Genomic DNA, 14,858 nt, shown 5'->3' on the forward strand with positions numbered 1-14,858 from the left:
GCAGGATCTGTGGGCATATGCCCACAAGGGATCAGCGGGCGCGACGCGAGAAGAAGGAGATCAGGACCGGCAGAGTCACCAGGATCACCACCGGCGCCAGCATCATGCCGGTGACGACGACGACTGCGAGCGGCTTTTGCACCTGCGAGCCGATGCCTTCGGACAGCGCGGCCGGCAACAGCCCGACGCCGGCGACCACGCAGGTCATCAGCACCGGGCGAAGCTGCAACTCGCCGGTGCGCACCACCGCTGTCATGCGGTCAAGGCCTTCCTCGATGAGCTGGTTGAACTGCGAGATGATGATGATGCCGTCCATCACGGCGATGCCGAACAGCGCGATGAAGCCGATCGCCGCGGAGACGCTGAACGCCGTGCCGGTAATCAGCAGACCCAGCACGCCACCGAAGATCGCCATCGGGATCACGCTCATGGCGAGCAGCGTGTCGGTCATCGAGCCGAAATTGAACCAGAGCAGGATGCCGATCAGCGCCAGCGAGATCGGCACCACGATCGACAACCGCCGAATCGCGTCCTGGAGGTTGCCGTACTCGCCGACCCACTCCATGTGCGATCCCGGCGGCAACTGCACCTGCTCGGCGATCTTCTGCTGCGCCTCGCGGATCGCGCTGCCGAGGTCGCGTTCGCGCACCGAGAACTTGATCGGCAGGTAGCGCTCCTGCTGCTCGCGATAGATATAGGCCGCGCCCGAGACGAGGCTGATCGTGGCGACCTCGCTCAAGGGAATCTGCGTGACGGTGCCGTTCGGCCCGGGCGCGCCAATGCGCAAATTCTGGATCGCCTCGGCGCTCTTGCGGTATTCCGGCGCCAGGCGAACGATGATCGGGAAATGGCGGTCCGAGCCCGGCTCATAGAGGTCACCCGCGGTGTCGCCGCCGATCGCGACCTTGATGGTGGCGTTGATGTCGCCGGGCGCAAGGCCATAGCGCGCGGCCTTGGCGCGATCGATATCGATCTGGATGGTCGGCTGTCCGAGCGAGGTGAACACCGCAAGGTCGGTGACGCCCTGCACCGTCGACAGCACCGACTTGATCTTGTTGGCCGTGTCGGTCAGCGCCTTCAGGTCGCTACCGAATAGTTTGATCGAGTTCTCGCCCTTCACGCCGGAGACGGCTTCGGAGACGTTGTCCTGGAGATATTGCGAGAAGTTGAACTCGACGCCCGGGAAGTGGTCGTCGAGCTGCTTGAGCAACTCCGCGGTCAGCACTTCCTTGTCGTGGGTGCCGGGCCATTCGCTTGCGGGCTTGAGCGGCGCGAAGAACTCGGCATTGAAGAAGCCGGCCGCGTCGGTACCGTCGTCGGGGCGGCCGTGCTGCGACACAACGGACTCGACCTCCGGCCGGGCGCGGATCAGCTTCCGCATCTCGTTGACATAGGTGTTGCCCTCCTGGAGCGAGATGGTCGGCGGCAGCGTGGCGCGGATCCAGAGATTGCCCTCTTCCAGCTTGGGCAGGAATTCGAGGCCGAGCAGGCGGCCGAGTGCGATCGTCATGACGACGAGGCCGATGGCCCCGCCCAGCACGATGTTGCGGTTGTTGACAGCCCAATGCAGCACCGGCGTGTAGATCCGATGCAGAAGCAGCATGATCCTGGTCTCGGTCTCCTCGACATGCGCGGGCAGGATGATCGCGGACAGCGCGGGCGTCACCGTGAAGGTCGCAAGCAGCCCGCCTGCGAGCGCATAGGCATAGGTACGCGCCATCGGGCCGAAAATGTTGCCTTCGACGCCAGAGAGCGTGAACAGCGGCAGGAAGGCCGCGATGATGATGGCGGCGGCAAAGAAGATCGAGCGCGACACGTCGGCCGCGGCCGACAGGATGGCATGGCTCTTCATGCCGAACAGCGTCTCCGGTGAGGCATGCTCGAGCTCGGAGAGCGGCGTGGTCTGGGTCAGGCGGCGGAAGATCGCCTCCACCATGATGACGGTCGCGTCCACGATCAGGCCGAAATCGATGGCGCCGACCGACAGCAGGTTGGCGGACTCCCCGCGCAGCACCAGGATGATCACGGCAAAGAACAGCGCGAACGGAATGGTGGCGCCGACGATCAACGCGCTGCGCAGATCGCCTAAGAATATCCACTGCAACAGCACGATCAGCAAAATGCCGACCACCATGTTATGCAGCACGGTGTGAGTGGTGAGGTCGATCAGGTCCTTGCGGTCGTAGATGCGCTCGATGCGCACGCCGGGCGGCAGGATGGTCGAATTGTTGATCTGCGTGACGAGTTGCTCGACGCGTTTGATGGTTGGCGTGCTCTGTTCGCCGCGGCGCATCAGCACGATGCCCTGCACGATGTCATCGCTGTCGTCGAGGCCGGCGATGCCGAGCCGCGGCTTCTCTCCGACGGTGACGGTTGCAACGTCCTTGACCAGCACCGGATTGCCGCCGGTCTGCGCCACCATGGTGTTGGCGAGGTCGTCGATCGAGCGGATCAGGCCGACGCCGCGCACCACGGCGGATTGCGAGCCGATATTGACGGTGTTGCCGCCGACATTGACGTTGGAATTGCTCACCGCCTGGAGCAGCTGCGGCAGCGTCAGGCCATTGGCTATCAGCTTGTTGAAGTCGACCTGGAGCTCGTAGGTCTTGGTCTTGCCACCCCAGCCGGTGACGTCGATCACGCCGGGCACGGCGCGGAAGCGGCGCTGGAGGATCCAGTCCTGGATCGTCTTCAGATCAAGCACGCTGTAGTTCGGCGGACCGACCAGGCGGTAGCGGAAGATTTCGCCGATCGGGCTGAGCGGCGAGATCTGCGGCTGCACGTTGCCGGGCAAAGGCGCGAGCTGTGCCAGCCGATTCAATACCTGCTGGAGCGCCTCGTCATAGGTGTAGGCGAAGGAGAACTGGAGTTTGACGTCGGACAGTCCGTAGAGGGAGATGGTGCGGATGGTCGTCAGGTTCTTCAGGCCTGCGACCTGGGTCTCGATCGGGATCGTGATGTAGCGCTCGATCTCCTCGGCCGACAGACCCGGGCTCTGCGTCACGATGTCGACCATCGGCGGCGTCGGATCGGGATAGGCCTCGATATTGAGCTGGTTGAACGCGATCAGGCCGCCGATCAGCACGGCGACAAACATGCCGACCATCAGGTAGCGGCGATTGACGGCAAGGGCGACGAGACGATCCATTACAGGTCAGTTTTTCGCTGTGAGCTGACGGCAGTGTTGATTGCGCATGTTCATGCGCTAGCTGCCAGAGGCCGCGCGATCGATGAACAGGCTGCCCTTGGTGACAATCTGTTCGCCCGGTTTCAGATTGCTTGTGACTTCGACGAGGTCGCCGTTGACGAGCCCGATCTTGATCTGGCGCAGCTCGACCGACTTGTCCTCGCGCGCGACCCAGATGCGGACCTGGTCACCTTCATAGATCAAGGCCTGCTTCGGCACCGCCGGCGCCCCGCGACCGCCAGCCGAATAGATCGTCACGTTGGCGAACATCTCCGGCTTGAGCAGGCCTTCCTTGTTGTCGATGGTGGCGCGGACCAGAAGGCGGCGGGTGTTGGGGTCGATCGCGGCGGCAACGTAATTGATCTTTGCGGTGAAGGGACGGCCCGGCAGCGCCATCACGTTCACGGCAATGTCCTGATCGACGCAGACGGAGGCGGCATCGCTCTCACGCACGAAGGCCGTGAGCCAGACGGTCGAGAGATCGCCGATCACGAACACCGGATCACTGGCGCCCGCGCTGACATACTGGCCGGGGCCGATCTTGCGCTGCACGACCGTGCCCGAGATTGGCGCGTAGATCGTGATCTCCGGATTGATGCTGCCCTTGTCCTGGAAGGCCTTGATCGATTCGTCGGTGAAGCCGAGGATGTGCAGCTTGTTGCGTGCGGCCTCCAGCGCCGTCACCGAGGAGCGCATGTCGTTCTGCGCCTGGACCTGCGTCGCTTCCGCCTGCTGGTAGTCCTTCAGAGGAACGGCGTGTCCTTCGTAGAGATCCTTGGCGCGCTTGTACTGGATGTCGGCGAGCTCGAGTGCCGACTTCGCCTTGTTCTGTGAGGTGATCGCCGTGATGAAATCGTTCTGGGCCTGCACGGTGTCGGCGGCCTCGATCTTAAACAGCGGTTGACCCTGCTTGACGCTCTCGCCGGGCTTCACGAGCAGCTTGGTCACCCGCCCGGCATAGGGCGAGAACACCGGCGTCGAGCGGTCCTCGTCGACCGCGACCTTGCCTTCGGTGACATATTCGGCGCGGAAGTTCTTTTGCTTCACGGGCTCGATCGACAGCGTCGCCCATTCGGACGGCGTCGGCATGAAATTCTGCGCGTTCTTGCGCGACTGGCTGGAGACTTCCGAGTGGTTCTTTTCCTTGCCCCCCGCATAGAGGTAGGCATAGGCGGCGCCGCCGGCGAGCGTCAGTAAAACTACGGACGCGATCAGCCGTTTCTTGGTAAATACCTGCAATTGCTTGGTATTTTTGACTAACATGTGGCCTGGTCATTCTCGCGATGATTTCAGCAAAATGACTGCCTCATCGATCGCGCTAATAGTGCCGAATTGAGATTTCAGACAACCTAAAAAACGCTGGTGGCCTTTCGGTTTGCGTTAAAATTTTGCCACGTCAGTTCTATGTCAGCTTCGTGTCAGTTACCGCTCGGCCATTCCGGCGGGTGGCTGCCGAGCGGCATTGCCGGACGCAGCCAATCGGCCGGGGTTTTCGACAGCATCGCCGAATGGCTGACCGCTTTCAACGTTCCGAAACCGGATGGCATGGCCTTTATGAACGCAGGATGTACAGCCGCCCCCGGAAGATCCGGGGTCTTCAGACCGTCCGCGAGCCGGCCGAGATTCCACAACCAGCGCCCGGTTTGCGCCAGCGACACGCGCACGTGCCAGCTACCGCCCTCGCGGGCCTGGCGCGCCTTCGCCATCATCGCACCGAAGGCCATCAGATAGCCGGTGGCGTGGTCGAGCATCTGCGCGGGCAATTCCTTCGGTCCGTCAACGCCCGCGGCCTGCCCCTCCGCGTGGTTGAAGCCGGTCGCAGTCTGCACCAGCGAGTCGAAGCCGCGCCGCTCTGCCCAGGGACCGGCATGGCCATAGGCCGACAGCGTGACGTAGACGATGCCCGGATTGATCTTTGCCGCATCTTCCGGCGCGAAGCCGAGGGCGGCGAGTGAGCGCGGACGATAGCCCTGCGAGAAGATGTCGGCCTCCGTGAGCAGCGCACGCAGCCGCTTGCGACCCGCATCGCTCTTCAGCTCGATGAAGGTCGTAAGCTTGCCGCGCCCGGTGTCGATGGTGAGCCAGGGGATGGCGGGCAGCTCGGGGCCGGACACCAGCAGCACATCCGCGCCGTGAACGGCGAGCGTGCGGCCCGCAACGGGCCCTGCGATGACGCGGGAAAGATCGAGCACGCGCAGGCCCGCGAGCGGGCGGTCGCCTTTTGGCCAAAGCTTGGGCCACGGCTTTGGCGGCGCCTCGCCGATCTTCTCGATCGAGACGAGCGGCAGCTCGGCCAGTGCACGCGCCTGCGGCAGCACGGACCATTCGTCATGGGAACGCATCAGCGCAACGACGCCGCCCGCAGCATAGGCGGCGGTCTCAAAATCCTCGCCCTTCCATTGCATCAACGCGGCTTGCACCTTTTCGCGCTCCGGCTCGGAGCCGAGCACCTTGCAGACGGCGTCGCGATGGTGCGGGAAGTTGGTGTGACAGCGGACGAAGCGGCCATCGCCGGTCTTGTAGACGCCGGCGATCGCATCCCAGGCCGGCGGCGGCGGTTTGTCGTCGACGCGCAGATAGCGTTCGGAGCGACATTCGACGACGGCATGGCGCATGTCCACAGTGACATCCTGCACCTCGCCCGTGCGCTGCCTCCAGATTTCGGCGGCCGCAAGGCCCGCCGCAGCGATGCTGACCTGGCCTGCTGTCGCGACGCGGAATGAGGACGGGATTTGCGGCTCCTCGCCGCTCAGCCAGACGCGCTCGAGCGCGGCGGCCTCGCCGCCCGCGGAGGTCCAGATATCCTTGAGGACATGGGCCGGACTTTGCATGGCCACCTGCTCCCGTTAGCTTGGCTCCACGCACTTCACTAGCACGGAAAGGACTGCAATGGCTGCCATCGATCCCCTCACTGCGGGTGCCGTGTTGCTCGCGACCGCCGCCACCGACGCGGTCTACGTCATGTTCACCTCCGCGGTCGTGGCGCGCAAGCGCGTGCCGGCTGCGACCTGGAGCGCGATCTGGTACCTGCTCTCCTCCTATGCCGTCATCAGCTACACCGAGAACGCGACTTATGTCGCCTTCGCCGCGATCGGCTCCTGGATTGGCGCCTACGCGTCGCTCACCTTCCTGCACCGCCCGCCCGGCGGCCCGCCGGTAGGCGCGGCCCCGGAGTGACGGTCGAAACCCATTCAGAAATCGTAGGGTGGACAAAGCGAAGCGTGCCCACCGCTTTCGTGCGGATTGAAGAATGGTGGGCACGGCGCAAGCGCGCCTTTGCCCACCCACAACTCGCGAGGTAAAAGCAGCTGCATTCCACGCGACCAACAAAAAGGAGCCAAAAATGGATCTCGGTCTCAAAGGGAAAAGCGCCGTCGTGCTGGGTGGCACGCGCGGCATCGGGCGGGCGATTGCGGCGACGGTGGCCGGCGAAGGCGCCAACGTTGCGGTCTGCGCGCGCAACGCCGAGCAGGTTGCGGCCACCGTGGCTGAATTGAAAGCGAGCGGCGTGCGCGCGACAGGTAGCGCGGTCGATGTGACTGACGGCGCGGCTCTGAAATCCTGGATCGACGGCGTCGCCAGGGAGTTGGGCGGCATCGACATGATGTTCTCCAACGCCGGCGCCATGGCGCAAGGCAACGACGTCGCCTCATGGGAGCAGAATTTCCGGCTCGATGTGGTCGGCGCCGTGCATGCGTTCGAAGCGGCGCGTCCGTTCCTCGAGACAAGCGGCGAGAAGACGGGCGATGCAGCCTTCGTCATCATCTCGTCGGTTTCAGCAGCGCAAGCCGATGCGGCCGGCTCCTACGGCCCGATCAAGGCGGCACTGATCCACATGGCCAAGGGGCTGGCGCGGCAATACGCGAAGAAGAAAATCCGCGTCAACGTGGTGTCGCCCGGCACCGTCTATTTCAAGGGCGGCGTCTGGAACATGATCGAGCAGAACATGCCCAAGCGCTACGAGGACGCGCTCGCCCGCAATCCGACAGGGCGCATGGCCACGCCGCAGGAAATTGCGAACGCCGCGGTGTTTCTGGCAAGCCCGGTGTCCTCGTTCACGACAGGCTCCAATCTCGTCGTGGACGGCGGCATCTCGAACCGGGTGAATTTCTAGAGGCGCGATATCATCATCGAAGAACTTGTAGGGTGGGCAAAGCGAAGCGTGCCCACCGCTTTCGCGACGAGATGTTGGAAGGTAGGCACGGCGCTCGCGCGCCTTTGCCCACCCTACGGCAGCTTTACTGGAGGCGAAGAGCCTCAATGAAAATCCCGTGATGGCGGCAGAATCCTCACATCGCGGGGGTGGCGGAGTTTTTGCGCGGGCGTGTCGAGGTGGTCGCGGCGGTCGTCGTTGAGGGGCTCGATCAGGGCGTCGCCCGCCGGCACCGGGTGCTTGCGGCTCAGCGCATCGTTCGCAAGCCCGACCAGATCGTGCGAGCGGTCGATCATGCGCTGGGCAATGAGATGCGTCACCTTTTCGGGGCTGCTCTGGATATAGCCCTCGACCAGGATGAGGCGCGCGCCCATGACCTCTTTGCGGTACTGCTCCATGATCTTGGGCCAGACCACGACATTGGCGATGCCGGTTTCGTCCTCCAGCGTCATGAACACCACGCCGCTGGCGCTGCCCGGCCGCTGCCGGACCAGCACCACGCCGGCACAGCGGACGCGGCGCCGCTCGTTCTCATGACTGACGTCCTTGCAGGCGATGACGCGCTCGCGCGTGAACATCTCGCGCAAGAACTCCATCGGATGGCCCTTCAGCGACAGGCGGATGGTCTGGTAGTCGGCGACGACCTGCTCCGGGCGCGGCATAATCGGCAGCGGTTTTGCGTGCTCGTCCGGCTGCTCGCGCGCGGTCGCCGCCTCGAACAGCGGCAGCGGCACGTCGTCGGGCAGACGCCGCACCTGCCATAGCGCCTCGCGGCGATCGAGCCCGAGCGAGCGGAAGGCATCGGCATCCGCCAGCAGGATCAGCGCGCGCTTGGGCAGGCCGGTGTCACGGGCGAAGTCTTCGAGCGAGGTGAAGGGCCGACGGTTACGCGCGACGACGATGCGGTCGGCCCAGTCTTGAACTCTCTCCACGTTGTCATTCCGGGGCACGCGAAGCGTGAACCCGGAATCTCGAGATTCCGGGTCTGGTGCTAACGCACCATCCCGGAATGACGATGTTGTGGACGCGCCCCGGAATGACAGCTGTGAGCGCTTCAGCTTCTCCTCATCCTCATCGCGCCAGTGGAAACCGTCGATCTGGCGGAAGCCCAAGCGCACGGCGCAATATTTGCCGTCGGTGTTCTCCAGCGTGTTCTGCGCAAAACTGTAGGACACGTCGATCTCGCGCACCTCGACGCCGTTCTTGCGGGCGTCGCCGACGATCTGTGCCGGGGCGTAAAAGCCCATCGGCTGGGAGTTGAGAAGCCCGCAGCAAAATGCATCGGGATGATAATATTTTAGCCAGGACGAAATGTAGACGAGCTGGGCGAAGCTCGCGGCATGGCTCTCCGGAAAACCGTAGGAGCCAAACCCCTTGATCTGGTCGAAACAGCTCCTGGCGAAGTCGGGATCGTAGCCGCGCGCCACCATGTTGCTGATCAGCTTGTCCTCGTATTTGCCGATGGTGCCGACATTGCGGAAGGTCGCCATCGAGCGGCGCAGGCCGTTGGCCTCCTCGGAGGTGAATTTTGCCGCCTCGATCGCGATGCGCATCGCTTGTTCCTGAAACAGGGGTACGCCCATCGTCTTGTGCAGCACCTTGTAGAGCTCATCCTTGTCGCCATGCTCCGGTGACGGAGATGGATAGCTCACTTTTTCCTGGCCGTTCCGCCGCCGCAAGTAAGGATGCACCATATCGCCCTGGATCGGCCCCGGCCGCACGATCGCGACCTCGATGACCAGATCGTAGAAGGTCCGCGGCTTCAGGCGCGGCAGCATGTTCATCTGCGCGCGGCTCTCGACCTGGAACACGCCGAGCGACTCCCCGAGGCACAGCATGTCGTAAACCTTGGGATCGTCCTGCGGGACGCTCGCCAGAACCCAGCGCTCACCTTTGTGTTCGTCGATCAGATCAAAGCATTTGCGGATGCAGGTCAGCATGCCCAGCGCCAGCACGTCGACCTTCATCATGTTGAGCGCATCGACGTCGTCCTTGTCCCATTCGATGAAGGTGCGGTCGTCCATCGCGGCATTGCCGATCGGCACATAGGTGTCGAGCCGGTCTTGCGTGAGCACATAGCCGCCGACATGCTGCGAGAGATGGCGCGGGAACTCGATCAGCTCGGTCGCAAGCTCGACCGCGAGGCTGATCATGGGATTGTCGGGATCAAGCCCGGCCTGCTTCACCTGCATGTCGTTGAGGCCCTTGCCCCAGCTTCCCCATACCGTGTCGGCGAGCGCCGCGGTGACGTCCTCGGTCAGGCCCAGCGCCTTGCCGACATCGCGGATGGCGCTGCGCGGACGATAATGGATAATGGTCGCGATGATCGCGGCGCGATGGCGGCCGTAGCGGCGATAGACATATTGCATCACCTCCTCGCGCCGCGAATGCTCGAAATCGACGTCGATATCAGGCGGCTCCAGCCGCTCCTTGGAGATGAAGCGCTCGAACAACAGATCGACCTTGGTCGGATCGACCGAGGTGATGCCGAGCACGTAGCACACGGCGGAATTCGCCGCCGAGCCCCGGCCCTGGCACAGAATGTTCTGGCTGCGCGCATAATGGACGATGTCGTGCACGGTGAGAAAATAATGCGCGTATTTCAGCTCGGCGATCAGCGCGAGCTCCTTGTGCAGGGTGGCGCGGAGCTTGTCGTCGATCCTGCCGCCGAAACAAGTCTGCACGCCGGCCCAGGTCAGATCCTCCAGATGCCCTTGCGCGGTCTTGCCCGGCGGCACCGGCTCGTCCGGATATTGATATTTGAGCTGGTCGAGCGAGAAGTCGATTGCGTCTGCAAAGCGCACGGTTTCTGCGATCGCCGCAGGGACATCGCGGAACAGCCGCGCCATTTCCCGCGGTGACTTCAAAAAGCGTTCGGCATTGGCCTCCAGCTTCCTCCCGATCGCCTCGATCGTGGTTTTTTCCCGGATGCAGGTCAGCACGTCCTGCAAGGGACGGCGCGCGTGATGGTGATAGAGCACTTCGTTGGTCGCAAGCAGCGGCACCTTTGCATTCGCCGCGAGACCATCGAGCCGCGCGAGACGGCGCCGGTCGTCGCCGCGGTAGAGCAGGCTCGCCGCCAGCCACACGCCCTCGGCGCGGCTCGCCTTCAGTTTTCCGAGAACATCCAGCGCTTGTCCCGGCTCGAAGCGATGCGGCAGTGTCAGGACCAGAAGCTGGCCTTCGGCAAACTCCAGGAGATCGGCGAAGCTGAGATGGCATTCGCCCTTCTCGATCCGCGTGATGTCGTCGCCGCGCTTGCCCCGGGTGAGAAGCTGGCAGAGCCGACCGTAAGCGGTGCGGTCGCGCGGATAGACCAGGATGTCGGGCGTATCATCGATGAAGACGATGCGCGCGCCGATCAGGAGTTTTGGCTTGTGCAGCACCTCGGCATTGTCGAGCTCTTTGTAAGCGCGCACGACGCCGGCGAGCGTGTTGTGATCGGCAATCCCGATCGCGGGAATGCCCAGAATGCCGGCCTGATGCACATAGGCGCGCGGATCCGAGCCGCCGTGCAGGAAGGAGAAGTTGGTGGTGATGCCGATCTCGGCATAGGCTGGCGTATTCATGCGAAGAGACCGTGCACATACCAGTTGGCGGGAACGGACCTGCCCTCCTCGTCCACGAGCTCGCTGTCGTAGAGACCATCGCGAAAGATCCAGAACCGCAGGCCTTCGGCATCCTCGACGCGAAAATAATCCCGCGTGAGCTGCTTGCCGTCCTGGCGCCACCATTCCATCGCGATGCGCTCGGGCCCTTCCACCCGCACCACCGCATGCAGCGCGCGTCGCCAGGTGAATTGATGCGGCGCTCCGTCCGGCACGGTCGCGAACGGCACCTTGATCGGCTCCGGTCTGTCGAACAGCCGCAACGGGCGCAGCGGTGGCTCGCTCTCAACGCGCGATGGCCATTCGGCCTGCGCGGCGGCGGCGAGATGATGCTGCGCGGGCGCGGCCAGCACGGCGCACTCCGGGATATGCGTATCCTGCGGCCGGTGCACGACGACGCGCTTGCCGCCGATCCGCGCGGCGATGCGGTCGATCAGCGCGGCGAGCTCGTCATTATCGTGGACGTGCGCATCGAGATCGCGCTGCTCCTGCACCACGATCTCGGTGCGGCTCGCCGAGAGACGGACCATGTCGAAGCCGAAGCCGGGATCGAGGGGATCGGCGAGCGCGTCGAGCCGCTCGCGGAACAGACGATCGATGACTGCACTTCGTGTCACCGGGCGCCCCGTCTCGACCATGATCGCGCGCACCACGCCGTCGGTGCGGAAGAAGGAAGCCTCCAGCCGCCGCGCGCCCTTGCCTTGCTTCTCCATCGAGACGATCAGCGTATCCGCGAGCCGCGACAGCGTCATCGCGATCATGGTGTCGGTCGCGATCGGCTCGGCGAAGCGCTTTTCCACGATGTAGTCAGGCAGCGGCTTGCGCGGGCTGATCGGCGCATCGCCTTGCCCCAGCGCATGCGCGAGCAGCGTCGAGAAGCGCGCACCGAAGCGCGCCGTGATCTCATGGGGGCTGCGCGAGGCGACATCGCCGATGGTTTTCAGGCCGGCGCGGCGCAGGCCCGTGGTGATGGCGTCGTCCGCGCCGAGCGCCGAGACCGGGAAGCGGTTGATCGCTTCCGCCTCCGCGCCATCGGCAACGATGGTGCTAGGTGCCTGCCGCGTCAGCGTGCGCGCGCAGATCGAGGTCGAGGCGATCGCCGCGCTGATCGCAAACCCCTGCCGCGCCAGCGCACGAACGAGCGCCTGCAACAGGTTGGCTTCGCCGCCGAACAGATGCGCGCAGCCGGTGACGTCGAGAAAGAGGCCATGCGGGGGATCGAGCGCCACCAGCGGCGTGAAGCGGTCGCACCAGTCGGCGATATCCTCGAGCGTCTTGGCATCCGCCGCGACATCGGCGTCGAACACCTTTAATTCCGGACAGATCGCGCGGGCATTCGCCAGCGGCTGGCCGATATGCAGGCCGAGGCGGCCGGCCGCGTCATCGAGCGCGTAGATCGAGAGCGCGTTGTTTTCCTTGGCAACGACGATGCTCGGCTGATCATTTCGTTTTAACGCGTTTTCTTCACGCGAACCGATGTCCACTTCGCTTGAAAATGCTTTATCCGGCCTTTCGCTGATGAGCGAAAGCACCCGCTTGATGCGATCGATGGGCAGGCGCGGCAGCCACAGGCTGAGGATACGACGACGGTTCGCTGAACTGGCACTCATCACACTTCCATTCCATGATCCACCGGCCGACCGGGCCATGACGATTGCGAACGAGTTCGGCATCGAAGCAAGGCGCGCCCCAGGCGCTCCACGCAGATCCCGGCGGCGAATGCGCCGCCCGCAACATCCATCTGGTTTCCGCGGTTGACGGCAGAGGGTTTGCTGCCATCCGCAGCAGCAGCCCGGTTACGCCGGAAGCTTGGGCTGCAAGCGTCAACTTGCGGCTCGCCACGAGATCGAATTGTCTGGTCTCGCCCCAGAGCTCGAGCACGACGGCACCCAGCGCATCGCAGGCAAGCGCATCGGCTGACGTCCGCAGCGCGCTCTCGACATCGACAGCGCGCACCATCACCACGCGACGCGGATCAAGGCCGAGCTCGGCAAGCCCGCTCATCGACAGCGCGCCTGTCTCGATTTCCGAAAAGTCCTGGCGCACCCACAACAGCGGCCGGCGCGCAGTCACGCGGCCGGCGAGTCCCGTGACAAACCCCGTCGCGGCCGTGCCCTGACGTCCCTCGCAAAACACTTCGTGGATCGCGGCGCGTGCCAGCCCACCCTGCAAAGCCTGATCGGCTTCCGGGTGGCCGAGCGCCACGCGATCGCGATGATGCGCGGCCTCCGACGTCTCGATGCGCTCGATCTGGCCGCGCAAAGCCGCAAGCGCGCTTGTGCGTGCGCTCATTGCTCGCCGCTCCTTGCCTGATGGGTCGCCAGGATCGTCAGAAAGACAAACGATCGGCTGGCTCATTTGTTCATGATATGTTCTAATATAAAGCTAACAGCGCCGCCGGAGTCAATCGAATTGGCGCGCCCGCAGATTCGTGAGTGGAATCAAGAGGATTCAAGTGCCATGTACCTCATCACCCTCGATAGCGAGACGGATTTCGACGGCTGGCGCAAAGCCGCACGCGCGCTGGCACTGCATCACATCGCCCCCGTGGACGTGACGTGGGGCGTGCAAGGCCAAACCAAGGATCAGATGCCGTCCGGCCTGTCCGAGGCACAGAACCTTCCGCCGATCGAAATCGAAAACACCTTCAACGTGCCGTCCAATTTCATCGAGCTTGCGCGCGTCGCGATCCTCTATCGCGATGCCCAGCGCTTTGCGCTGCTCTATCGCCTGCTGTGGCGGTTGAAAGCCGATCACGATCTATCGGCAGCGATGAGCGATCCCGATGTCGCGCTGGCCACCGCGATGGCAAACAGCGTGCATCGCGACGTGCAGCGGATGCGCGATGTCGTCCGTTTCCGCGAGATCGGACGCGAGCAGAAGGCGCATTATGCCGCCTGGTTCGTGCCGGAGCATCACATCGTCGAATTCGCCGCATCTTTCTTCGCGCGCCGTTATGCCGACATGCCCTGGTCGATCCTCACGCCCGACATCTGCGCCCATTGGGACGGGCACGTGATCTCGTTCACGCCGGGGATCAGCCAGACGGAGATGCCTGCACCCAACCGATTGGAGGAGACCTGGCGCCGCCACTTCCACCCGGACCGGCCGATCGCACCGGAAGCATCCAACAAGCGCGTGAGGAACCTCCCGGAAGCCTCGATACTTGAACCTCTGCTCGCCGATGCCGAGCGCTGGACCGGCGGACGGACCACCCCGCGTCCGGAGGCAGCCATGCCACGCAAACCCGCCGCTGATGATCTCGAAACGCTGCGCGAGGAAGCTGCTCATTGTCGCGCCTGCCCTCTCTACAAGGATGCGACCCAGACAGTGTTCGGTGAAGGCCCGAAGTCCGCCACCATCATGCTGGTCGGCGAGCAGCCCGGCGACAAGGAAGACATCGCCGGTCATCCCTTCGTGGGACCAGCCGGGCAGATGCTCGACCGCGCGCTGGAAGAGGCCGGCGTCGACCGCAGGAAGGTCTACGTCACCAATGCGGTGAAACACTTCAAATTCGTGCCGCGCGGAAAAATCCGTCTGCACCAGAAGCCGAGCACGCCGGAGATCCGCGCCTGCCGGCAATGGTATCAACGAGAACTGGCGGTCCTCCAGCCCAGCCTCGTCGTCGCGATGGGCGCGACCGCCGCGCAAAGCGTGTTCGGCAAGATTACGCCGATTGGCAAGAACCGCGGCCGGCTGATCGATCTTGCCGACGGCCGCAAGGCGCTGGTGACGGTGCACCCGTCCTATCTGCTGCGGCTGCCGGATCCCAAGGCCAGGGAGCTGGAGTACCAGCGTTTTGTCGACGACCTGAAGATCGCAGCTGGATTCCGGGAAAAATCGGCACGGGCAGCGTGATGTAACTCACGCTGCGCCGCGGCAGATACCCGTGGAGAAGCGCCGTCATTTC

9 protein-coding genes are annotated in these 14,858 nt (G+C 64.0%); 3 read left to right on the forward strand and 6 right to left on the reverse strand.

Annotated elements, in window-relative coordinates; all coding sequences use genetic code 11:
- Positions 1–31: 31 nt before the first annotated feature.
- The 3 genes from NLM33_RS12350 to NLM33_RS12360 all read right to left on the reverse strand — a co-directional run bounded on the left by NLM33_RS12350 (position 32) and on the right by NLM33_RS12360 (position 6,018).
- Entirely contained in the window at positions 32–3,148 is a 3,117-nt protein-coding gene (locus tag NLM33_RS12350; RefSeq protein WP_254096311.1) for an efflux RND transporter permease subunit, read from the reverse strand.
- A 57-nt stretch (positions 3,149–3,205) separates the two neighbouring features.
- A complete protein-coding gene (locus NLM33_RS12355; protein ID WP_254096312.1) occupies positions 3,206–4,450 on the reverse strand; it encodes an efflux RND transporter periplasmic adaptor subunit in 1,245 nt (414 codons plus the stop codon).
- A 155-nt stretch (positions 4,451–4,605) separates the two neighbouring features.
- Positions 4,606–6,018 carry a CoA transferase gene (locus NLM33_RS12360; protein ID WP_254096313.1) on the reverse strand — a complete coding sequence of 471 codons (1,413 nt, stop codon included), beginning with the start codon at positions 6,016–6,018 and terminating at the stop codon, positions 4,606–4,608.
- A 58-nt stretch (positions 6,019–6,076) separates the two neighbouring features.
- On the opposite strand from NLM33_RS12360, the gene NLM33_RS12365 reads away from it, so the two are divergent.
- Positions 6,077–6,364, forward strand: coding sequence for a hypothetical protein (locus tag NLM33_RS12365; protein WP_254096314.1), 288 nt, complete (start codon positions 6,077–6,079; stop codon positions 6,362–6,364).
- Between the two features lie 166 nt (positions 6,365–6,530).
- Positions 6,531–7,301: an SDR family NAD(P)-dependent oxidoreductase gene (locus NLM33_RS12370; protein ID WP_254096315.1), complete on the forward strand. Its 771-nt coding sequence runs from the start codon at positions 6,531–6,533 to the stop codon at positions 7,299–7,301.
- Positions 7,302–7,444: 143 nt separating this feature from the next.
- On the opposite strand, the gene NLM33_RS12375 is transcribed toward NLM33_RS12370, so the two are convergent.
- The 3 genes from NLM33_RS12375 to NLM33_RS12385 are packed head-to-tail and all read right to left on the reverse strand — an operon-like array spanning position 7,445 to position 13,240.
- The gene (locus NLM33_RS12375; protein ID WP_254096316.1) at positions 7,445–10,909 is read right to left on the reverse strand and encodes an error-prone DNA polymerase; all 3,465 of its coding nucleotides are present in this window, start codon (positions 10,907–10,909) and stop codon (positions 7,445–7,447) included.
- Entirely contained in the window at positions 10,906–12,558 is a 1,653-nt protein-coding gene (locus NLM33_RS12380; protein ID WP_254096317.1) for a DNA polymerase Y family protein, read from the reverse strand. Before NLM33_RS12380 ends, NLM33_RS12375 begins: the two co-directional genes overlap by 4 nt.
- A complete protein-coding gene (locus NLM33_RS12385) occupies positions 12,449–13,240 on the reverse strand; it encodes an ImuA family protein (protein ID WP_254096318.1) in 792 nt (263 codons plus the stop codon). The genes NLM33_RS12380 and NLM33_RS12385 overlap by 110 nt, the downstream gene beginning before the upstream one ends.
- A gap of 168 nt (positions 13,241–13,408) precedes the next feature.
- Here NLM33_RS12385 and NLM33_RS12390 point away from each other — a divergent pair, with 168 nt between their 5' ends.
- Entirely contained in the window at positions 13,409–14,806 is a 1,398-nt protein-coding gene (locus NLM33_RS12390; protein ID WP_254096319.1) for a UdgX family uracil-DNA binding protein, read from the forward strand.
- Positions 14,807–14,858 lie beyond the last annotated feature (52 nt).

It is taken from the genome of Bradyrhizobium sp. CCGUVB1N3 (assembly GCF_024199925.1).
Classification (GTDB): Bacteria; Pseudomonadota; Alphaproteobacteria; order Rhizobiales; family Xanthobacteraceae; genus Bradyrhizobium.

Excerpts from the sequence above, each read along its gene's own strand:
- NLM33_RS12350 (WP_254096311.1), bottom strand. The coding sequence starts at position 3,148 with ATGGATCGTCTCGTCGCCCTTGCCGTCAATCGCCGCTACCTGATGGTC.
- NLM33_RS12355 (WP_254096312.1), bottom strand. The coding sequence starts at position 4,450 with ATGTTAGTCAAAAATACCAAGCAATTGCAGGTATTTACCAAGAAACGG.
- NLM33_RS12360 (WP_254096313.1), bottom strand. The coding sequence starts at position 6,018 with ATGCAAAGTCCGGCCCATGTCCTCAAGGATATCTGGACCTCCGCGGGC.
- NLM33_RS12365 (WP_254096314.1), top strand. The coding sequence starts at position 6,077 with ATGGCTGCCATCGATCCCCTCACTGCGGGTGCCGTGTTGCTCGCGACC.
- NLM33_RS12370 (WP_254096315.1), top strand. The coding sequence starts at position 6,531 with ATGGATCTCGGTCTCAAAGGGAAAAGCGCCGTCGTGCTGGGTGGCACG.
- NLM33_RS12375 (WP_254096316.1), bottom strand. The coding sequence starts at position 10,909 with ATGAATACGCCAGCCTATGCCGAGATCGGCATCACCACCAACTTCTCC.
- NLM33_RS12380 (WP_254096317.1), bottom strand. The coding sequence starts at position 12,558 with ATGAGTGCCAGTTCAGCGAACCGTCGTCGTATCCTCAGCCTGTGGCTG.
- NLM33_RS12385 (WP_254096318.1), bottom strand. The coding sequence starts at position 13,240 with ATGAGCGCACGCACAAGCGCGCTTGCGGCTTTGCGCGGCCAGATCGAG.
- NLM33_RS12390 (WP_254096319.1), top strand. The coding sequence starts at position 13,409 with ATGTACCTCATCACCCTCGATAGCGAGACGGATTTCGACGGCTGGCGC.